Source organism: Acinetobacter sp. P1(2025) (assembly GCF_051390655.1).
GTDB lineage: Bacteria > Pseudomonadota > Gammaproteobacteria > Pseudomonadales > Moraxellaceae > Acinetobacter > Acinetobacter junii.
In genome coordinates this window covers 1-21,507 of the sequence record NZ_JBPKBJ010000028.1, presented here as the reverse complement: position 1 = coordinate 21,507, position 21,507 = coordinate 1, and the positions used below count along the sequence as shown (strand labels likewise).

General features: G+C 38.0%; 20 protein-coding genes and 2 pseudogenes. 10 read left to right on the top strand and 12 right to left on the bottom strand.

All coding sequences use genetic code 11. The annotated features are described in order from the left end of the window. Window positions 1-15 precede the first annotated feature (15 nt). Entirely contained in the window at window positions 16-501 is a 486-nt protein-coding gene (locus tag ACSC97_RS08835) for a winged helix-turn-helix transcriptional regulator (protein ID WP_436660484.1), read from the bottom strand. 180 nt (window positions 502-681) lie between these two features. Between ACSC97_RS08835 and ACSC97_RS08830 the strand changes: the two genes are divergently transcribed. Together ACSC97_RS08830 and ACSC97_RS08825 are read left to right on the top strand one after the other, a co-directional pair. Next, window positions 682-1,122, top strand: a complete 441-nt coding sequence (locus ACSC97_RS08830) for a PaaI family thioesterase (protein ID WP_436660482.1) — start codon at window positions 682-684, stop codon at window positions 1,120-1,122. A 96-nt stretch (window positions 1,123-1,218) separates the two neighbouring features. Beyond that, window positions 1,219-1,902 carry a glutathione S-transferase family protein gene (locus ACSC97_RS08825; protein WP_436660480.1) on the top strand — a complete coding sequence of 228 codons (684 nt, stop codon included), beginning with the start codon at window positions 1,219-1,221 and terminating at the stop codon, window positions 1,900-1,902. A gap of 62 nt (window positions 1,903-1,964) precedes the next feature. On the opposite strand, the gene purB is transcribed toward ACSC97_RS08825, so the two are convergent. From purB to ACSC97_RS08805, 4 genes are all read right to left on the bottom strand, one after another. Further along, window positions 1,965-3,353 (bottom strand): adenylosuccinate lyase, encoded by a 1,389-nt coding sequence (gene purB, locus ACSC97_RS08820; RefSeq protein WP_004953312.1) that lies wholly within the window; start codon window positions 3,351-3,353, stop codon window positions 1,965-1,967. A 103-nt stretch (window positions 3,354-3,456) separates the two neighbouring features. Beyond that, complete coding sequence (gene hflD / locus ACSC97_RS08815) at window positions 3,457-4,188, bottom strand: high frequency lysogenization protein HflD (RefSeq protein WP_004913152.1); 732 nt, start codon at window positions 4,186-4,188, stop codon at window positions 3,457-3,459. An 18-nt stretch (window positions 4,189-4,206) separates the two neighbouring features. Then, the gene (gene mnmA / locus ACSC97_RS08810) at window positions 4,207-5,340 is read right to left on the bottom strand and encodes a tRNA 2-thiouridine(34) synthase MnmA (protein ID WP_436660477.1); all 1,134 of its coding nucleotides are present in this window, start codon (window positions 5,338-5,340) and stop codon (window positions 4,207-4,209) included. A 4-nt stretch (window positions 5,341-5,344) separates the two neighbouring features. Further along, the gene (locus ACSC97_RS08805; RefSeq protein ID WP_436660475.1) at window positions 5,345-5,833 is read right to left on the bottom strand and encodes an NUDIX hydrolase; all 489 of its coding nucleotides are present in this window, start codon (window positions 5,831-5,833) and stop codon (window positions 5,345-5,347) included. 177 nt (window positions 5,834-6,010) lie between these two features. Between ACSC97_RS08805 and ACSC97_RS08800 the strand changes: the two genes are divergently transcribed. Beyond that, window positions 6,011-6,532: a hypothetical protein gene (locus ACSC97_RS08800; protein WP_404489140.1), complete on the top strand. Its 522-nt coding sequence runs from the start codon at window positions 6,011-6,013 to the stop codon at window positions 6,530-6,532. A 213-nt stretch (window positions 6,533-6,745) separates the two neighbouring features. Here ACSC97_RS08800 and ACSC97_RS08795 read toward each other — a convergent pair whose 3' ends face one another. The 4 genes from ACSC97_RS08795 to ACSC97_RS08780 form a co-directional block, all read right to left on the bottom strand. Then, on the bottom strand, window positions 6,746-7,291 hold the full coding sequence (locus tag ACSC97_RS08795) for a gamma carbonic anhydrase family protein (RefSeq protein WP_436660473.1): 546 nt from the start codon (window positions 7,289-7,291) through the stop codon (window positions 6,746-6,748). A 95-nt stretch (window positions 7,292-7,386) separates the two neighbouring features. Continuing rightward, a complete protein-coding gene (gene dacC, locus ACSC97_RS08790) occupies window positions 7,387-8,535 on the bottom strand; it encodes a D-alanyl-D-alanine carboxypeptidase PBP5/6 (protein WP_004913142.1) in 1,149 nt (382 codons plus the stop codon). Window positions 8,536-8,649: 114 nt separating this feature from the next. After that, entirely contained in the window at window positions 8,650-9,051 is a 402-nt protein-coding gene (locus ACSC97_RS08785) for an MCR_0457 family protein (RefSeq protein WP_436660471.1), read from the bottom strand. 147 nt (window positions 9,052-9,198) lie between these two features. Beyond that, the gene (locus ACSC97_RS08780; RefSeq protein ID WP_005402906.1) at window positions 9,199-9,573 is read right to left on the bottom strand and encodes an MCR_0457 family protein; all 375 of its coding nucleotides are present in this window, start codon (window positions 9,571-9,573) and stop codon (window positions 9,199-9,201) included. Window positions 9,574-9,676: 103 nt separating this feature from the next. On the opposite strand from ACSC97_RS08780, the gene surE reads away from it, so the two are divergent. From surE to ACSC97_RS08765, 3 genes are all read left to right on the top strand, one after another. After that, complete coding sequence (gene surE / locus ACSC97_RS08775) at window positions 9,677-10,447, top strand: 5'/3'-nucleotidase SurE (RefSeq protein ID WP_004913134.1); 771 nt, start codon at window positions 9,677-9,679, stop codon at window positions 10,445-10,447. Between the two features lie 108 nt (window positions 10,448-10,555). Next, window positions 10,556-11,368 carry a peptidoglycan DD-metalloendopeptidase family protein gene (locus ACSC97_RS08770; RefSeq protein ID WP_436660468.1) on the top strand — a complete coding sequence of 271 codons (813 nt, stop codon included), beginning with the start codon at window positions 10,556-10,558 and terminating at the stop codon, window positions 11,366-11,368. A 137-nt stretch (window positions 11,369-11,505) separates the two neighbouring features. Continuing rightward, window positions 11,506-12,435 (top strand): LysR family transcriptional regulator, encoded by a 930-nt coding sequence (locus ACSC97_RS08765; RefSeq protein ID WP_004953334.1) that lies wholly within the window; start codon window positions 11,506-11,508, stop codon window positions 12,433-12,435. Between the two features lie 43 nt (window positions 12,436-12,478). Here the strand turns inward: ACSC97_RS08765 and ACSC97_RS08760 are convergent, their stop codons facing one another. After that, a complete protein-coding gene (locus tag ACSC97_RS08760; protein ID WP_436660466.1) occupies window positions 12,479-15,109 on the bottom strand; it encodes a Lon protease family protein in 2,631 nt (876 codons plus the stop codon). A gap of 314 nt (window positions 15,110-15,423) precedes the next feature. Between ACSC97_RS08760 and ACSC97_RS08755 the strand changes: the two genes are divergently transcribed. The 4 genes from ACSC97_RS08755 to rpmE all read left to right on the top strand — a co-directional run bounded on the left by ACSC97_RS08755 (window position 15,424) and on the right by rpmE (window position 19,533). Beyond that, a complete protein-coding gene (locus ACSC97_RS08755) occupies window positions 15,424-17,601 on the top strand; it encodes an AmpG family muropeptide MFS transporter (protein ID WP_436660464.1) in 2,178 nt (725 codons plus the stop codon). 2 nt (window positions 17,602-17,603) lie between these two features. Beyond that, entirely contained in the window at window positions 17,604-18,005 is a 402-nt protein-coding gene (gene gloA, locus ACSC97_RS08750; RefSeq protein WP_004913115.1) for a lactoylglutathione lyase, read from the top strand. A gap of 137 nt (window positions 18,006-18,142) precedes the next feature. Next, complete coding sequence (locus tag ACSC97_RS08745; RefSeq protein ID WP_042891922.1) at window positions 18,143-19,111, top strand: bile acid:sodium symporter family protein; 969 nt, start codon at window positions 18,143-18,145, stop codon at window positions 19,109-19,111. A 197-nt stretch (window positions 19,112-19,308) separates the two neighbouring features. Beyond that, window positions 19,309-19,533 carry a 50S ribosomal protein L31 gene (gene rpmE, locus ACSC97_RS08740; protein ID WP_004662919.1) on the top strand — a complete coding sequence of 75 codons (225 nt, stop codon included), beginning with the start codon at window positions 19,309-19,311 and terminating at the stop codon, window positions 19,531-19,533. A gap of 88 nt (window positions 19,534-19,621) precedes the next feature. Here rpmE and ACSC97_RS08735 read toward each other — a convergent pair. After that, a pseudogene (locus tag ACSC97_RS08735) lies at window positions 19,622-21,397 on the bottom strand (EAL domain-containing protein); the annotation flags it as partial. Window positions 21,398-21,413: 16 nt separating this feature from the next. Next, window positions 21,414-21,507, bottom strand: a pseudogene (locus ACSC97_RS08730) (IS5/IS1182 family transposase); the annotation flags it as partial.

Here is a 21,507-nt window from a genome sequence, read left to right as displayed (position 1 = left end):
TTCCTAAGCCCCTACCTATTTATTTATAACCTTCTCTACGACCTGATCCATTTCCATTGCATCATAATAGGCTAGGGTGTTTTTCGCAGTTAACTCACCATGACAGTGCTGACATGTCATGGTTGCTTTAGTCTTATGACCGCAGTCTTTATGCAAATATTCCAAAATTGGATATTTATTATCTTCATTATGCCAATAATTGCCCCATGTCGTGACTGCCATAATAATTGGATAGAGGGCTAAACCTTTGTCTGTAAGTTTGTACTCGTAACGTTTTGGTGCTTCTTGATATAACACTTTTTCAAAAATTTTATTTTCAACTAAGCGATTCAAACGCTCAGTGAGTAAGTGCCGTGTGATACCGAGCTGCTTTTGAAAATCATCAAAACGACGTGTGCGAAGAAAAGCATTGCGGATAATCAAGAGTGTCCATCGATCACCGAAAATCGATAAGCTACGCGCAATAGGGCAACTCATTTCACCCAATTCATGCCATTTCATGTTTAACCTCTATTGATTCGCTTTGAGATAAGCAGATCGCTATGACTGTAATTGAACGTAGATAATCATAACGTTGACAAATTATCTTAACATAGATAAGGTATTGTTAATAAGTTCTAAATTAGAACTAATGTTGTTGCAGTCGTAAATGTACGATTTACTCTTAAAAGGGAAACTTCAATGAATCCATTAAAAATGACAGGTTTGGAAATCATTCAAGCATTTGCTCAAGGTCATTTTCCTGAGCCAGGAATTGCAAAGACAATGCCAATGAAACCTGTAAAGGTTGAACAGGGACGAATCGTATTTAGTGCGATTGCTGATGAACGACATACCAATCCATTAGGTGGTGTGCATGGTGGTTTTGCAGCAACAATTTTGGATTCAGTCACAGGTTGTGCAACACATACAGTATTGGCTGCGGGTGAGTCATATGGAACAACAGACCTTAATATTAAAATGTGTCGTCCGATTCCATTTAATACTCCGTTGATTGCAGAAGGAAAAGTCATCAATGTTGGGCGTAATCTTGTGATTTCAGAGGGTTATATTCGCGATGAGGATGGAAAATTGTATGCACATGCAACTGCAACAAATATGATTATTCGCCGTTCAGCGTGATTTTAAGATTATTGTTTTGAATGGACTTGAACTTGTTATGATAGCCATGTGAAACATCATAAAAATATGTTCAGTTCATTCAAATGAGATATAAAAATGTCAAACTCTATTGTTCTACATCAGTGGGAAATTTCACCTTTTTGTCAAAAAGTTTCACGGATGTTGAAGTTCAAAGGTATTCCTTTTGAAACAATAAATTACAATGGCTTACTGGGTAGCAAAGTCCCTTTGCTTAGTAAAGTCGGTAAGTTACCTGTCTTGGATATAAATGGCGAACGAGTTCAAGATAGCACTCGAATTGCACGTTATTTAGATCAACACTTTCCCGAGCTTCCTCGACTTTATCCTGAAGATCCTATGCAATGTGCTTACACAGAGCTTTGGGAAGATTGGGCGGATGAAGTCTTGTATTTTTATGAAGTGCATTTTCGTGTAAGTGATAAAAAAGCGTTCAATCAAGTTGTTGAAATCAGCTCAGAAGGTCGTCCTGCATTTGAAAAGCATTTAATGAAGCCATTACTGAAATCGGCATTGGGTTTTCAAGTAAAGATGCAAGGTACAGGTCGTATGGCTCAAGCCGATATTGAAGCTGAATTTACTAGACACTTAGAACGTATTGAGTTGGTTTTAAATCAGACAGGTTGGTTGGTTGGAGATCAGCAGACGATTGCTGATATAGCAGTTGCATCTCAACTTCTAGAAATTGTTAGAACTAGCCAAAAATTTGGTGCACAAATATTAGGTTTTGCAAATATTTCAAAATGGCTCGATAATTTTTAATTTATTGATTTAAATAAAAAAGCAAAGCCGAGGCTTTGCTTTTTTATGATTGAATGATCAGCTTAGATTTTGCTAATCAAATCATTGATTTGTTTTGCTTGTTCAGCAGCATTACCTGTATATGTAGCAGGAGTAAGCTCTGCTAAACGAGCACGTTCATCAGCTGGAACTTGAAGAAGTTCATCACCATTAACGAAGTTCACCATCATTTCACGTGTCATTGCTTGACCACGAGTAAGTGCTTTTAGTTTTTCGTAAGGTTTTTCAACATTATAACGACGCATTACTGTTTGGATCGGTTCAGCAAGAACTTCTTGTGCTTGGTCTAAATCTTCATTTAAACGGTTAGCATTGAGTTCAAGTTTACCAATACCTTTTAAGCAAGCATCAAAAGCAATCAAGCTTTGTGCAAAACCAACACCCATGTTACGAAGAACAGTTGAGTCAGTTAAGTCACGCTGCCAACGAGAAACTGGAAGTTTTTCACCTAAGTGACCCAATACCGCATTTGCAATACCTAAGTTACCTTCTGAGTTTTCGAAGTCGATAGGGTTTACTTTATGAGGCATTGTTGAAGAACCAACTTCACCGTCTTTTAATTTTTGCTTGAAGTAACCAAGAGAGATATAGCCCCAAACATCACGGTTAAAGTCGATCAAGATCGTGTTATAACGACGTAATGCATCAAACAATTCAGCCATGTAATCATGTGGCTCGATTTGAGTGGTGTATGGGTTGAAACTTAGACCTAAAGATTCAACAAATGCTTGTGCATGTGCAGCCCAATCAATTTCTGGATAAGCAGAAAGGTGAGCATTGTAGTTACCTACTGCACCATTGATTTTGCCCAATAATTCAACATTTTCAAATTGCTTGATTTGGCGCGCTAAACGATAAGCAACGTTCGCCATTTCTTTACCCAAAGTTGTTGGGCTAGCAGTTTGACCATGAGTACGAGATAACATTGGCTGTTCAGCATGTGTTGTAGCTAAAGCTGAAATCGCGTTCAGAATTTGCTTCATGCTTGAAACAAGAACTTCACGACCATTTTTAAGCATTAATGCATGAGACAAGTTGTTGATGTCTTCAGATGTGCATGCAAAATGAATGAATTCGCCCGCATTTTTTAATTCATCAATATTGGCAATTTTTTCTTTAAGGAAATATTCAACTGCTTTTACATCATGGTTAGTTGTACGTTCAATTTCTTTAATGCGGTTTGCATCTTCTTCAGAAAAATTCGTCACAATCGCATCTAAAGCAGCATTCGTTTCAGCAGAAAATGCAGGTACTTCGATGATTTCTGCACGATTTGCAAGTGCTTGTAACCAACGCACTTCAACAGTGACACGAGCGTGGATTAAACCAAACTCAGACAAAAAAGGGCGTAGCGCATCGCATTTGCTCGCATAACGTCCATCAAGTGGTGAGAGTGCGGTTAAAGCATTCATACAGATTCCTTAAAGTTTGTCTCTCTTGCAGAACTTTATTTATTCCTCAAGAGAGATTTATAGAGGTTGTAAAACGGTATAAAAAATTTGCTCTAGCATCGGTTTAAACGACCTGATACTGCAAACGAGCAAGAGCTTGAATATCTTGTAAAAGCTTACGTTTACTAAAGATCATACTCCATGAGCTACCGCCCAGTTGTCGCCATAAATGCGCAAGTTGTAGACCTGTAAAGAGGCAAGCACGGATTCGATTTGTATGATTCATATCTTTAAAAGCTTCAGCATTACCACGGACAAGGATACGTGGATTAATTTGCCCAGCAGTTTCAACATAGGTCTGAGCTAAATTGGCAATAATACTTGGGTGCAAATAGTTATTATCGAAAAAAGACAACTGTTTTAGGATTTTTTGTTGAGCCGTTTCGATAATTTTGACGTATTCAGGATTGCTATAAACTTTCTTTTCCAACTGCAATAATGCCATAGCATAGGACATGGGAAGTTTAGCTGTCGAAAGTTTAGGAACTCGGGATTTTGGTGCAGTATTAAATGGTTGAGTAATACAACCTTCTAATGTTTTTAAACCTAGTGAAATATCAGCCAGTTGATTAAAGAAATCTAAAGTTTGAGTCGCATTGTTGGTCGCTGGACGAATATTTAAACTTGCTTTGATCAGTAGTTCAAAATAAAAATTACCACTATCTCCAATACTCTGCTGTCCCGCCATCGCAGTCATATGGGTCAGCTGAGTTGCTTGGAAGACAGCAGCCAATGCTAAAGCACGGTTTTGTCTTACATTCAACGCTTGGGTGTGCTGAAAGGGTAACTCCGCCATGCTTCGATTCCAATATCCTTAAATAAAATCTGGTTGAGGTGCATCAGTATGGTGAATGACACCACCGCCTAAGCATACCTCTCCTGAGTAAAACACCACACTTTGCCCTGGAGTTACAGCACGTTGTGATTCATCAAACTCAACTCGAATACCATTTTCTGTATGTTCGTCACGATAAATTGTACACGCTTGGTCAGGCTGACGATAACGAGTTTTTGCTGTGCATCGGAAACCCGTAGTTGGGATCTCTTGTTCACCTGCAACCCAATCAATCGCTTCACTCCAAAGTTGTTTACTTTGCATAAGTGGATGCTCATGACCTTGTCCAATGACGAGACGATTGTTGGCAATGTCTTTGTGAAGTACGAACCATGCACCTTCTTGCGCACCTTTCATACCACCGATACCGATGCCACCGCGTTGACCGAGCGTATAGTACATTAAGCCGTGATGTTCACCAACTTCTTTGCCGTTGTCTAAGACAATTTTTCCAGCTTGAGCAGGAAGATATTGTTTGAGGAAGTCTGTAAATCGACGTTCACCAATAAAGCAAATACCAGTTGAGTCCTTTTTCTTCGCTGTTGCTAAATCAAGTTGTTCAGCAATGCGACGAACTTCAGGTTTTTCAATTTCACCGACAGGGAACAGCGTCTTATTGATTTCACGACCATGCACTGCATGTAAGAAATAAGTCTGGTCTTTATTATTATCAACACCACGTAATAATGGCGCATAGATTTCACCACGAGAGTTTTGTGTGCTTACACCACGACGTGCATAGTGACCTGTTGCTATAAAATCTGCACCCAAAGTCATAGCATGGTCGAGGAACGCACGGAACTTAATCTCTTTATTACATAGAATATCTGGGTTTGGAGTACGACCTGCTGCGTATTCAGCTAAGAAATGCTCAAACACACGATCCCAATATTCCATGGCAAAGTTTGCGGTGTGCAGTTTAATTCCAATCTTGTCTGCAACGGCTTGCGCATCTGCTAAATCTTCAAGGGCTGTGCAGTATTCCGTACCATCATCTTCTTCCCAATTTTTCATGAAAAGACCTTCAACTTGATATCCTTGTTGAAGTAAAAGCGCGGCAGAAACAGAGGAGTCTACACCACCAGACATACCGACGATGACACGTTGTTGCATCTAATTAAGCATCCAAATGAGAAGTTAATGAGGGAGAAAAAGGGTGCTCATAAATAAGCGATAAAGGATATTTCTTACCAGCGAGGGCATCTTCAATTACTTTTAAAACTAATGGGCTTCGCGCACGAGCGGATTCTTGCAGCTCTTCTAAACTCATCCAAACTGCACCGACAATATCGGTATCTAGTTGTGAATTTTCCTCAACCGAAGTGACATGAGCCAAGAAGCAAAAGCGATAATATGTACGATCTGGAAACATGGGAGGGGTATAGGTATAGATACCAAGCAAATGATCTATTTCTACGTGATGACCTGTTTCTTCTAAGGTCTCACGGATCGCTGCTTCAATAATCGTTTCACCGCATTCGACATGACCAGCAGGTTGATTAAACACGGTATGTACAAAGCCTTCGCTGTGTTCTTCAACAAACAGAAAACGTCCGTCTTTTTCAACTACAGTGGCGACTGTGACATGAGGTGTCCAAGCGGTCATAGAAAGCACCATGATTTTAAAAAACGTATTCTACAAAATTTGGGGCGCGGTGGCTAGTTGATGTCGTTGAGCAATTTTCTTACGCGTGCTAAAACTTATGTTTTTGTTGTAAAGTTACGCATGAATCAATTAGTGTTTAATACTAAATCTTAATATTTTCCCAATTTTTACAAATATATGAACTTAATTTCACCGATTCTGTTAGATGAACATCCAATTCATGGGTGTATTCATGACGCAAGTAATAATTTAAACCCATTTCCAATTCTTGCAATTGATGATGTGCCTCTAAATTTATGGGTGCAAGAGAATACGAATATTTTTGAGCGTACAGATAACTTGGTTCCAGCGCAAGGATGGTTATATGACTTTGAAAGTGAGTTAGCATTGAGTCATGCTTGGGAGCTTTTAATGCCCAACTTTTCTGAATATGGTCCAATTTCTACGATTGTTCCACTTTTAGTCTGTCCTGATGATCTAGATTTGATATGCAGTGTTATTGTGGTTGAGCAAGTCGTCACCAATATAGAAGTGAAGTGGGTGAGGTTTGGTCAGGCATTTGGAAATATTCAAGATATAGTGACATCTGTTATTTGGGAGCATCCTAAAACTACACCTGAGTTAACATTTCAGTTTGCACAATTTGAACAGGCTATTAATGAATTAAAGATTTTAGATAAAAGGTGGAGTGATGCTTAAAGTTGGTCATAAGATTTATTAAATAATACTAATACAGGGTATTTATTAAAAAATAGTCTGTGATGGTCTTTGTAATACATTTCTGCGTAGAAACATAAATATCATCCAAAAAGCATACCAGTTTGAGTTAATCGATGAGATCTCTTTTAACCGATTAAGAGAGGTCTATACTTGAATAGAAGTCCACCTCGTTTAGTGTTGTATAGATTTTTCTTAAAAATTTGATTTATTTAAATAATTATCCCTCACTTTTACATAATTTTGCGCCGAATAAGGTAAAAATGCTTTTTCTTTATCTGTGAGAGGGCGGACTTGCTGGACTGGGCTACCCACATACAAATAACCACTTTTTAAGACTTTACGTGGTGGCACAAGACTGCCTGCACCAATCATGACATCATCTTCAATAATCACGTCATCTAAAACGACAGTATTGATTCCAATCAGGACACGATTGCCAATAGTACAGCCGTGTAAAGTCACATGATGACCTACAGTCACATCATCACCAATTACTAAAGGTGAACCATTTGGTTTGGATTGATTTTTATGGCTGACATGTAACATACAATGATCTTGTACATTACTATTTTTACCAATCTGAATCGAATTGACATCACCGCGAATTACGGCAAAAGGCCAAACTGAAACATTCTCAGCTAATTTGACATCCCCGATGACCACAGACATTTCATCAATATAACAACTTGTATCAATATCAGGGTAATGATCTAAATAGGGGCGAATATTTTTAGCCATGAGAAAATACAATAAATAATTTGCATGAATTATAAAATAAAAAAGCATTCATACTAAATAGCATGAATGCTTGATTAGCTTGTTTATTCTGAGAATTAGAATAAGTTGCTAAGGAACTGTTTGATATGGTCGATCATACGAGCAAAAAAGCCTGCTTCTTCAACAGGTTTTAATGCAACTAGTGGTTTTTCAGCAATCACCTTTCCATCAAGACTCGCAACTAATTTACCTACAACTTGACCTTTAGCCAAAGGTGCATTCAGTTTTGGTTGAACGACGATTTGAGTTTTGATTTTGTCAGCTTGACCTTTAGGCATAGTTACATTGAAGTTTTCAGCCAAACCGATTTGAACTTCATCTTCTTTACCAAACCATACTTTTGCTTTTGCTAAAACTTGATTTGCTGGTTGAACATTAGCAGTTTCAAAGTTTGCAAAACCCCAAGCCAATAATGTACGAGTTTGGCTCGCACGTTCATTCATGCTTGGTGTACCGAAAATCACAGAAATCAAACGCATAGGACCACGTTTGCTTGAAGTGGTTAAGCAGTAACCAGCTTCTTCAGTATGACCTGTTTTTAAACCATCTACACTTGGGTCTGTGTAGAGAAGGGCATTACGGTTACCTTGTTTGATACCGTTAAATGTAAATTCTTTTTCAGAGTAAATTGGGTAGTACTTTGAGCTGTCTTTAATAATATGCTGAGCAAGAACTGCCATATCTTTTGCAGTTGAGTAATGACCATCAGCAGGCATACCTGTTGAGTTGATAAAGTGTGTATTTACCATTCCAACGCGTTTAGCTTCTTGGTTCATCATGTGGGCGAATGTACCTTCATTGCCCGCAATATGTTCAGCCATTGCTTTAGAAGCATCATTACCTGATTGGATGATAATACCGCGAAGCATTTCTAGAACAGTTGCTGTTCCATTAAGCGGTACATACATACATGATTCTGTACTACTTCCACGACACCACGCAGATTCATTCATGCGTACTTGTTCGTTTTCAGTCAATTCCCCCTTCAAAAGTTTCTGCTCAATGATGTAGCTTGTCATCATTTTAGTCATTGAAGCAGGTGCAAGTTTTTCATTTTCATTTTTTGCAGCGAGAATCTGTCCTGTCTCATAATCCATTAATACATAGGATTTATTATTTAGTTCTGGTGGAGCAGATAGGACAGTTGCTGCATATGAAAAGCTTGGCAAAAGTAATAATGCAGCAAGAGCGCTTTTTTGATTCATTCTAGATCGTTCCAATATCTTGTGTGAAGCAGAAGAGCCTAGCATTTTAGGACAAAGCAAAGCCGACTTCTATGGGGGAAGTCGGCTTTTTAACACAGTATTGTAACGAATCGGTTACTTAGAATAATAATTTCGAACATCGTCGCAAATTTGGCGATTATCTTCATCAGATGCGGCTTTTGCATCATTACGTGCTTCTGTCAAAGCAGTCTGAAAATCTTTACTTTTTGCGCGCTTATTGAGTACATCAACAGCTTTTGGATCATTATCTAAATAGGCTTTAACAAGATTGTCGTAGGCTTTATTAAACTTAAGATCTTTGCCGATTAATGGAGGGCAAATTTCAGAAAGCACATAAATTGCAGCTAACTCTTGTTGAGTGACATTTTCTGAGGTCGGAGTAACTTCAATTTTTTCGGTTTCTGATTTTTTTTCTGCTGCATAAGTGGTTGCAGAAAATGCAGTAGACGCTAAGAGAAATGATAAACCCAGTGTTTTTAAAACATTTTTAGTCATAAGAAATCAAACTCAAAAACAAGACTTAAAGAATTTGAATAACTTATAGCATAACTGGGATTGAAATTTGTATCTTTGCTGTAGAAACAATGGAGAAAATGTGATCTTAAATCTGAGAAATAAAACCACATTTACCTATATCAAAACTTATTCTTCGAAATTAAGGACATCTTCACATACTGATTTCTGTTCTGATTTCTCAACTTCTGTTGCAGCAGAACGTGCATCTTTGAGCAGACTTTGAAATTCAGCATCTTTTTGTAAGCTGTCTATAGATGCAGTCTTGTCCGAGTAGTTACTTAAATAAGAACCGACCATCTTTTTGATGTTTTGGTCAAATTTTGCATTCTTACCGATGAGGTTTGGACACATTTCGATAAGTACTTGTGCATTTGCAATATCATCTTTGATTAATGCATCTGCTTCTTTGACTGAAACCGCTTCGTCAGCAAATGCTACAGATGCTGCTACAAGTGTGAAACTCACCCCAAAAAATCGAATAAAATTAGATAAATGTCTCATGGCAATGTAAATTTCTAATACTAAGAAGTTATAAATATATATAATTCAATGAATAATTCAATTGAAAAAACTCCCTAGTAATATTTGAAGAGACTGGAATTTAGTGAATATTTTGATTGCAAATGATGATGGTGTTTTTGCCCCAGGACTACAAGCTTTAGCGCAGGCCTTAAAACCATTAGGTCGAGTGGTTGTGGTTGCACCTGAAAGTGAGCGGAGTGGTTATTCTAGTGCTTTGACATTAGATCGTCCTTTGCGACCAGTTCAAATCTCTGAAGACGTCTGGGCAGTGAATGGAACGCCTGCGGACTGTGTTTATTTGTCAATGAATGGTCTATTTGATTTTGAATTTGATCTGGTTGTGAGTGGTATCAATAGCGGTGCAAATCTTGGTGATGATGTATTGTACTCAGGTACGGTAGGAGCTGCATTTGAAGGAAGGTTAATGAAACATCCTGCGATTGCTGTTTCTTTGGCAGGTTCAAATGTTCGATCATATGAACACCCTCAGCATTATGCGCAAGCAGCACAATGGGTCCATGACTTTATTGCAAATGGATTACCTATTTTACCACCTCGTCATATTTTTAATATTAATATTCCAGATGTTGCTCAAATCCAAGGTACAAAAGTGACTTATCAAGGCCGAAGAGCGCAATCTAAACCTGTAAGTAGCCATGTTGACCCCCGAGGAAGACAAGTTTATTGGATTGGATTAGCTGGAGAGGCAGTAACTGATCCTCAGGCTGTTTCTAGCAATATTCAATCAGATTTTTTTGCAGTGTCGAATGGTTATGTCAGTGTTACTCCAATTCAAATGGATGCAACGAACTACGCGATTTTAGATAATTTACATGTTCTTGTTAATGGTTAGCGGTTGCTATGTTATAACTTTGTGAATATAGAAAGTGAGAACTCGTTTTTTTTCACTTTTTTGATACTCTTAGGCGCAAATATAATTCAGGTTTCGATGAGGGTGAAGATGCATTCAAACCAAGTCTCGATTTTTCTAACAAAGAAAATGATTAAAACAATCCTATTGTCTCTATCAGTAGCAACGACAGTAATTGTGACGGGGTGTGCATCTAAACCACAATACAAAGGTGGCGCACGCTACGTGAATGCACCTAATTACTATACAGTGCGTTCAGGGGATACACTGAGTGGGATCGCAAACCGCTATGGTTTGAACTACTTAGATATTGCTGCACTGAATGATATTGCAGCTCCGTATCGAATTTATGTGAATCAGTCACTAAGACTTAAAGGCTCAGTCAGTCAGCGTACTACGTCGACGCAGGCGATCACTCAAGCAACTCCTATCCAACGTCAAACGATTAATTTACCGACTCAACAGCCAGTTGTACCAAAAACACCTGTTATTACGCCAACACCTGTGAATCCACCAACTGCTTCAACTTTAGCATCGGGTTTACGCTGGGTAAAACCTAGCAACGGTCCTGTGATTCAAGGTTTTAATCTGGCAAGTAATGTCAAAGGGACCCGTTATGGTGGAAATGAGGGTGATCCAGTCTATGCAGCAGCAAATGGTCAAGTTGTATATGCCGCGGATGGTCTAAAAGAATACGGCAACTTGGTTCTGATCAAGCACATTGATGGTTACATTACTGCTTATGCACATAACAGTAAAATGTTGGTGAAAAGCGGTGAAAATGTGACAGCTGGCCAAAAGATTGCTGAAATGGGTTCTTCAGGAGCGACTAGAGTCATGCTGGAATTCCAAGTTAGATTAGATGGTAAACCTGTTAATCCAACCACTGTTTTACCTAACTAAATATACATCATTATTTGTTTAACAAACTTTCAACAAATTGTTAAGAATCTCTAGTCTAGGAGTAGACTTCTCTGTATACTCATATTGATTGCTTTAATTAGAACAATAAGCATATTAATAATTTGAGAGGGAAGTCTATGCTAGATCAGTTGCGTGCAATGGGGGTTTTTGCGTGCGTTGTTGAAAAAAGTTCATTTAGCGGTGCTGCTAGAGAACTGGGAATTACAACAAGCGCAGTCAGTCAACAAATCCGTTCTTTAGAACAAGATATGGATGTGACTTTGCTTCATCGTTCTACACGAAAATTAAGCCTTACAGAAGCGGGTCAAGCATTCTTTTTAAGCTGTCAAGAAATGCTTGCAGCAGCAGAGCGTGGCAAAATCCGCATCAATGAATTGCGCGATGATTTAGTCGGTGACTTACGTATTGCAACGACACCAGAACTCGGTGCGCTTCATGTTATTCCAGCACTTTCTCACTGGATGTCTGCACACAAAGCACTTGCAATCCATTTTGAAGCCGATCATCGTTATATTGATTTAATTGAAGAGCGAATTGATATTGCAATCCGCATGAGCCTCAAAATCGATGATCATCAGTTAACAGCTGTGCCATTAGCTCGAGTTGATCAGGTACTCGTTGCATCACCAAGTTATCTAAATCAAGCTCCTCCGATTTCGAGACCAGAAGATTTACGTCATCATGAATTGTTACCAGTGACTTTAATGCAAAATTATCAGCATTTCTCGTTTCGTCATGGTTTAAGTGGGGAAGTAGTAAATATTGATATGAAAACACGCTTAAGTACCAATAACGTGTTTGTTGCAAAATCATTGTGTCAGCAAGGGCATGGGATCGCGCGTATTTTATATATGGATATCCAAAAAGAGTTAGTGAATGGGTCTTTAGTTGAGGTATTACCTGATTGGAATATGCCAGCATATACCTTACATGCATTGACCTCGAAACGTGAACAATACCCAATGAAAGTCCATCGCTGTATAGACGCCTTAAAACAATATTTTGCTCAGCTTCCTGGTGGGCGTTCCTTGCAGGGCGTAGCCTAAATAAAAAAGCCATGTTCTCATCAGAACATGGCTTTTTTTCATCTTATTTTTTCTTGTGTTTACGCAGCGATTTTAAGTTTTTCGCTTGTGCGGTTGATTCTTCAGCTGCTTTTGAATCTACTTCATCTTTTTTGGTTTTTTTACGCTTTTTCTTTTTCTTTGGTTCATCATCTTCAACAGCTTCACCATCTTCAATCGCTTGCCAATACTCAAGTTGCTCCATCACAGCAGCATAGATTGAGTTTTTGCTATATCGACCTTTTTTGTCTAGTGTTCCAACAGGACGGGCCATCAGGATTTCTAAAGCTTGGTCAATCGTGTCAATTGCATGAACATGGAATTGACCACTATTAACAGCATCAATAACGTCTTGGCGTAGCATTAGATGTTGCATGTTTTGACGAGGGATAATTACGCCTTGCTTACCTGTTAGTCCTTGCAATTTACAAGCATCATAAAAACCTTCAATTTTGGCATTTACGCCGCCGATAGGTTGTACTTGTCCTAGTTGGTTCATAGAGCCTGTGATAGCCCAAGACTGATCAATTGGGATTTGACAAATAGCCGAAATTAAAGCAGAAAGTTCGGCAACTGTTGCGCTGTCACCATCAACTTGTCCATAACTTTGTTCGAATGCAAGAGCAGCAGAGAAGTGTAGGATCTGTTCACGACCAAAATGAGCTTTAAGGAAACTAGCCATGAGGAGTACGCCTTTTGCGTGTAGAGAACCACCAAGTTCTACACTTCGCTCAATATCAAGAATATCTCCACCACCTTGATAGACAGAAGCAGTTAAACGTGATGGGAGACCAAACTCAACATCAGCATAATGAATAACAGATAGGGCATTAATTTGACCTAAGCGATGCCCCGAAGTCTCAATTAATTGAGTACCTCGTGATAAGTCTTGCCAATAAAGCTCTCGTAAATAACCCAAACGGTATTGGCGATGATGTAATGCTTGATTGACATGTTGATCTGTTACGATTTTATCACCACTCTTAAAAGCGTGATGATGTGCTTCACGAATCAAATCACCCAGTGTCGAAGCATGAAGCGATAAGGAGCTTTGATCTTCAGCTTGACGACTAGAGTCAGTTAACAGTGCAGCGAGAGCAGAGCGATCAAAAGGTAAAAGTTTATCTGCTTGAACATAATCAGCAATAAGCTGCATATATGCTTGTTCGTTGCTGTCATTACGTTGTAATGTATCTGTAAAATCAGCACGAATTTTAAATACACTGCCAAGTTCTGGTTCTACTTCTAAAATTTCATAATAAATTTCAGGTTCAGCCAGTAATACGACTTTAATATCTAGTGGAACAGCGGCAGGTTCAATCGAAATACTACCTGTCAATGTCAGCATATGTTCCAAAGACGATAGTTTGAGTTGCCCTGACTTTAATGCGCGTTTTAAACCTTGCCAAGCGTAGGGTTGTTCCAGCAATTGCTCAGCCTCAAGCATAAGGAAACCACCATTTGCATGGTGCAATGAGCCTGGACGAATTAATGTAAAATCTGTCGTAATTGTGCCGTTGTGAGTGAGCTGCTCGACATGCCCAAGTAAGTTGTAATGCGTTGGGAAGTCTTCAAAAATAACAGGAGCACCACTATTCGGTTTATTGGCAATAATGACATTGGCTTGATATCTTGAAGGAACGCGATTGAACAAAGCAGGCGTGAAATCATCTTCCTCTTGTTCTAAGATCAGTTCAACGTTTTCTATAACATCTTCGGCATAATGCTTTAAATATTCTTCTAAACCTTTAACGTCTTTATTTTTATTTAAAATTTGTTCCATGCGAGGTAGAACAACTTGTGCTGCGATATCTCTATTTAAAAGTGAAACTTTATCTCGAGCATCGTCTTCAAGATCGCCTAGATGTAAACCTAAACGCTCTAATTTTTTCTCCATATAGCGGATATTAGAGCTTAGTTCAGAACGTTCTTTTTGGCTTAAAGCATCAATATCATGCTGTGTTAATTCTTGATATTCATTGTCGATCAATTGCATCGGCACGAAAACATGCTTGTCATTTCTTGAAATGAGTTTTAAGTCGAGTTCTGCGCCTTCTTTGGTTAATTCGGACAGTGCTTGTTGTTGTACATCACCCGTGTCTTGACGAATACGTTCAATTCGATTGTGATAGGTCTCTGCACTAAAGCGACGTTCTAATTGTTTAAGAATGGTTTGCCAAGTTTGTTGAAGTGCAGCTTGGAACTTTACGCCTTGTCCAGCAGGGAAGCGAAGTGCGATAGGTTGTCTAGGATTTTTAAAATTATTAACATATACCCAGTCATCAGGTGTTGGCATCGTTTTGGCATGCTGTTGCAGTAAACGTTTGATCATCGTCCGTTTACCAAGTCCAGCAGTTCCGACAGCAAAAATATTGTAACCTGAATAAGGCAGAGAGATTCCAGCTTCAACAGAGGCACGTGCTCGATCTTGCCCTAAAAAATTGTTGAGCGGTTTGATTCGTTTCGTCGAATTCGGAATTTTGACTAGGTCTAGAACATGAGTGAGTTGTTCCGAAGCTAGCGAGGTTCTTTTTAATGTTTCTTGTATATCCGTCTGGTCAAAAGCGCTTGGAAAGGTATTTAAATTTGCTGTAGTTGTGTTTGTTGGTGTTAAAGAAAGTGCGGTTGCAGTCATTTGATCAAGTTTTTGGGTCACTATTGATATCCAACAAATAAACGATAATTGAAATTAGAACTATAGATGCATCTAAACATATCTCATGACTTGCGAACAAACATAAATGGTGTGATTCATCATTTAACATTTGGTGTCAATTTGGCTAGATTTCGCAAATGTTTAGAAGTATTTATAGCTTCTGTTAAAGGTATACAGTTTTAGGTCTAAAGATCAAGCGAACTTGTGTTTTTTATCGACAAAACAAAACAATGGTTGCACAAAGCAACTTGCAAGCGAACACAAGAAACGATTGAATAGGCACATTCAGGCATGTTCATGGAAAATAATAACCAATGACAACACAAACCACAGGTTGGGCATCTGCATTTAAAGCATTTTTAGATCGCCGTGCTTTGATTATGTTATTTTTAGGTTTCTCAGCGGGGATACCAATTTTACTCATTTTTTCTAGCTTATCTTTATGGCTAGGTGAGGCAGGAATTGAAAAAAGTGCAGTAACTTTTTTTAGTTGGGCTGCATTAGGCTATTCTTTTAAATTTGTTTGGGCACCATTAATTGATGAGTTGCCTGTCCCATTTCTAACACGCACATTAGGGCGACGTCGAGCATGGCTGTTAATTGCACAGTGTTTAATTATATGTGCAATTTGTATCATGGCATTTTCAGACCCAGCTCTTGGTCAAAGTTATATTATTCAAATGGCGGTTGGGGCAGTATTACTTGGCTTTTCCGCAGCTACGCAAGATATTGTGATTGATGCCTATCGTATCGAGTTAGCTGAAACAGAAATGCAAACTGTCTTAGCATCGACATACAATGCAGGTTATCGCATCGGAATGATTGTTGCTGGTGCTGGTGCATTATTTCTTGCGGCTTACTTAGGAACTGCCAAGGGAAATTATATCTACGAAGCTTGGAAGTATACTTACTTAGCCATGGCAGCAGTCATGAGTGTTGGTATCATCACTACTCTAAGTATTCGTGAACCACAAGTAAATCGAATTTATAAAGAATATAAAAAGACAGATTATTATCGTTTGGTATTGGTATTTTTTGTTGCTGTTGCAAGTTTTGTCGTGAGCTATATCTATTCAGGTAATCTCACAAATTACATCACCACTTCGGCTGAGATTAAGGATACCGCAGCTTTATTTGGTTTAGAAGCGCTTCGCTTTTTGACCGCAACAGCAGTCGCTTTATTGGTTGGTTCTGGGTTAGTAAAAGCTGGTGTCGTAAATCAGCAGATGGCGAAAGAAACATGGGTTGCGCCGATTCTTGATTTCTTCAAACGCTACGGTCTAAAACTCGCTTTAGTATTATTACTGCTTATTGGTTTTTTTAGAATTTCAGACATTATTGCTGGCGTCATTTCAAATGTTTTTTATCAGGACTTGAATTTTACTAAAGAGCAAATTGCTGAAGCAGTAAAAATATATGGTGTTTTATTTAGCCTTGTCGGTGGCTTTCTTGGGGGCTTGTTGGCACAGCGAATGAATATTATGAAGTTAATGTTTGTTGGTGCTGTTTTAGCTAGTTCTACCAATTTGATTTTCATTGGCTTGGTAAACTCAGGCAAACCTTTAGCTCAGGTTGAGGTACAAATCGCAGATAAGCACTATCAAGTAGATACGGATGAGGTGGGGTATTGGAAATTATCTGTACCAAGTGAACAGTTATTAAAAGCAAAAGATATCCAAGTCACTAGTCAATATCAGCAAGAAGCGGACTCAAAGTTTCAATTAACAGTTCCATATTTGATTGCATCACAAAAGCCTCAGATTCAATTATTGCCAATGAGTGGTAATGATCAACTTAGCTCAAATGATCTAAAGCAAAGTTTAGTTATTAAAGGTCAGCTTGCTGGCGTAAATGTTGATACATTAGACACAGAGCGTCCAGTTGTCATTATGGTTGACGATAAAGAAATTGTTGCTAAAGTTGATCCTCATGGAATATTCACTGGAGCAGTTGATGGGAAGGTTTTATTAAACTCTCCAACGAAGTTAGTTAAAGCTTCAGTTAATTTTAAAAACAACAACCAAACTGAATTAGCTACAAGTAGAGCTTATTTTATTGATACAGCAACACATCCAGATTCCGCTTTAGATATGGATGTTCAACCAGTGCAAGTAATCCAACCAGATCAAAAAAGCTCAGTTGAACTTTCTGGTAAAGTCATTAAAAGCTATAGTACCTTATGGTTATATTTGGCGATTATTATGGATAATTTAGCATCTGGATTGGCTGGTGCAGCATTCATTGCTTTTTTATCAAGTTTAACCAGTGTTTCATTTACAGCGGTTCAATATGCAATTTTTAGTTCTTTAATGACATTAACGCCAAAACTATTGGGTGGTTATTCAGGAACAATCGTGAGTAATATTGGTTATCCAAATTTCTTTTTAATGACGACTTTAATCGGTATTCCGATTCTAATTTTAGTGGTTTGGGTTGCGAAATTATTACGTGATCATGAACGAAACCAAACAACACAACAGACAGGTGAATAACTATGCGCATGTTACATACAATGCTACGAGTAGGTAATTTAGAACAATCTCTCAAGTTCTATACTGAAGTGCTTGGTATGCAATTACTTCGCAAACGTGATTACGAAGAAGGACGTTTTACACTCGCATTTGTGGGTTACGGTGATGAGCAGAACAATACGGTTCTTGAATTAACTCATAATTGGGATACATCTAGTTATGATTTAGGCAATGCTTATGGTCATATCGCAATTGGTGTTGATGATGCTTATAAAGCATGTGAAGAGATCAAAGCTCGTGGCGGTAAGGTCGTCCGTGAAGCTGGGCCTATGAAAGGTGGTGTGACGGTCATTGCTTTTGTTGAAGATCCAGATGGCTACAAAGTTGAACTTATTCAACAAGATCAGAATGCAAGAAATAATTAGTTTTAATGCGTTAGACTGAGGTCTAATTATTTAAAAACTAGATTTATTTATAGAGCTCAGTATGATGGTTTGATCAAATGGTCAACAATATCATATTGGGCTTTTTATTATTTTGAGGGTAGGTCAGGGAAAGAATTATGTTGAAGTTATTAGCACTAGATCGCTTTACGATTTTATTGGTACTCATGGTCTTATTAGCCACATTGTTACCCATATCAGGTCAGCTTGCTTATTATTTTAATATTTTAACGACAGTCGCAATAGCCGTTCTTTTCTTTTTACATGGTGCAAAATTATCACGAGAAGCTGTCATAGAGGGAATGTTGCATTGGAGAATGCATGCTTTAGTCTTTATTTTTACTTTTTTGATTTTCCCATTGATTGGACTTTTGTCGAGACCTGTTTTAGAACCAGTATTGGGGCAACAGTTATATTGGGGCTTCTTGTTTATGTGTTTCTTACCTTCCACGGTTCAGTCTTCGATTGCATTTACGTCTATGGCTAAAGGGAATGTAGCGGGTGCAGTGTGCAGTGCTTCCTTTTCTAATATTATAGGCATGTTTATCACACCGATTTTGGTCAGCTATTTTATCTTAGGGCAAAGTCAACATGATTTTGACCCGACAAAATCAATTGTACAAATTACATTATTGCTGCTTGTGCCATTTATATTAGGTCAATTATTAAGACCATTTATTTTCCCACAAATGCGTAAATTTCCGAGCGTTGTAAAGGTTTTTGATCAGGGTTCAATCCTCATGGTTGTTTATGGCGCATTTAGTAGCGCAGTTGTCGCTGGTCTATGGCAACAAGTAAGCGGAATTACATTGATTTATTTAACACTGGCATGTTCAGTTTTACTTACCGTAGTAATGTTACTTGCATTGTATTTGCCTAAATGGTTGGGATTCAATCAGGCGGATCAAATTACGATTTTCTTTTGTAGTTCTAAAAAAACTTTAGCGAGTGGTGTTCCAATGGCTCAAATTCTTTTTATTGGGCAGCCTTTGGGGATGATTGTATTACCCATCATGATTTTCCACCAAATTCAGTTGATGGTTTGTGGGGTAATTGCGAATCATTGGTCAAAATCAATGCAGGAATAGTTCGCAAAATATAATTTATTCGCGTATAATCTGCGCCACTTGTTGGCTTTGCTCTGACCTAAGATGTCTCGGTGAGTCAAAAGAAATGGTCTGTTGTGGTATTGATCTGCGAGTATTAAAACTCTGCTTTCCTCATCTTGAGAGTGATCAATTGCGATAACAGCTTAAGCCTTTCTTACTAAATAGGAGCATCGACCATGCGCGCCGATATTCACCCTAAATACGAAAAATTAGTTGCTACTTGCTCATGCGGTAACGTAATCGAAACTCGTTCTGCACTTGGTAAAGAAACTCTTTATCTTGACGTATGTTCAGCTTGCCACCCATTCTATACTGGTAAACAAAAGAATGTAGATACTGGTGGTCGTATCGACAAGTTCAAACAACGTTTCTCTGGTATGTCACGTTCTATCAAACGTTAATATCTAGAAAAACAAAAAACGGGCTATATGCCCGTTTTTTGTTGTCTCTAAAGCCTCTCCTTTGTAAAAGAAGAGGTTGGTAGATTTTTTATTGATCTTGTACGTCAGTTAAACGATCAAGTTTCTTTTGGAAGTAGTTGCCTTGCAAGAAGCGCGCCTCAACATTCCAAGCATTTGCGAATAAATTCATGTCATTTAAATCAGTCAGTAAAATTTCTACAGATTTCATACCGATGAAATTCAGAATTTTTTCCTGTAATTTTGCCATGTCTTTCTCGCTAGCTAACATCTTGGAGAGTTTGCTATGTAGGCATAAATATTGGGTATCAATTTGCGTAAGAATAGATTCGCTATAAAGTGAATCACCAAAATTGCGTATTGAAACTTCAGCGCCGTATTGACGGAGTAGAGCGACTTGCTGCTGAGCTTGAGACAGATTTTGTTGCAGACTATACTCTGAGAATTGAACAATAAGCGGATGAGCCTGTTTACTTCCAATAATTGTAAGAAGTTTTGCGACCAACTCAGGTAGTTTTTTATCATTAATTAGAATGTGATGATTCAAATTAACGATTAGTTTAGCTTTTGGATATTGGGTAATAAAGTTGTGTAGTTGTTTACACGCTTCTACAAGAATCCAGCGGTCAAGTTGTACAGATAACTCAGGATCATCTTTTAAATCGGCTAGATCACTTAAATCAATCCATTGATTATCATGAATAAATCCTGCTGTAACCTCATAGGTATGAGTATGTTGATCCTGCTTATCATAAAGTTGTTGATATTTTAATTGGATGGAGCCAGCATCTAGTTTCTGTTTTAACTCTTGTAATAAGGTTAATTTAACAGAGGTTTGAATATGTTCGGTTGTAAGACCGATATCGGCATCTATCTTTTGACTATTGAAAACAGGAAGAGGTGTAGCAAAAGCTTTTGAGAGTAATTGTTCAAAAGCAGTTTCATTTGAAATTGGTTGATTTAACTCACAATATCCTAATTTTAATTGGAGTGGAAAGGTGTGATTATCTGTCACAAGAAGTTGAGGTTTTTGTAGACCATTTAAACCAATCAATAATGAGTTTAATACTTCTTTGGATTCAGCTTGGATTAAGCCAGCATAGAGTGCTGTTTCAATTTGATGAATTGGGACGTTGACTTGTTCTTTAATGAAATTTTGAATATTTGAAAAATAAGACTTTGTTCCACGCCAATCAGATTGAAAAACTTCATTTGGACAATGATTTAAGCCAAATAAAACTAAGGCATTCACATTTGCAGGATGATTGCTAAGATGGCGATTAATTTGTTGTAAAGATGAATTTAAACTTGAAAGTTTTTCTGCTGGAGCAATCGTTACAGTAGGCGCGACTGTAGTTGGTTCGGATTTTTGTGTGGCTTGAGAAGGACATTCGATATTGAGTTGAATTTCATCATCATTTCCAGATGGTAAAAACTCTACATGTAATGGATTGTTTTTTACATTTGAATTGAGTGTTTTGATCTCAAAGCGAGCATGTTCAAATTGACCTTGAGAAATCTTCTTGAAGCGTAGTTTAAATTGAGCCAAATCTTCAGGTTGTAAAACATCTAGTAATGGTAAACCAATCAAATCATCTTCATTCTCGAAACCAAAAAGAGTCGCATACTCTTTGTTGGCACTGAAATGAATTCCTTCTTGTAATACTGCGACCGCTTTATGAGTTTCTGCAACTAAAGATTGTGCTTGTGTTTGTGCGGCTTCTAATTCATTTAATAGACGATGTTCAGCTTGTACCAACCGACTATATGATAATGCACGAATGATGCTGATATAAAAATGATCAGGGGATTTTAAACTAAGAACATCATAGATGCCTTTATGAATAGACCTCTTGCAAAAATCATTTTTCAACCAACTCCATGTTGTAAATTGCAGCAATTAAATTCAGACGTAAACCCATGCGTTTACGCCTATTTCGATAACGTGTAGCCAGA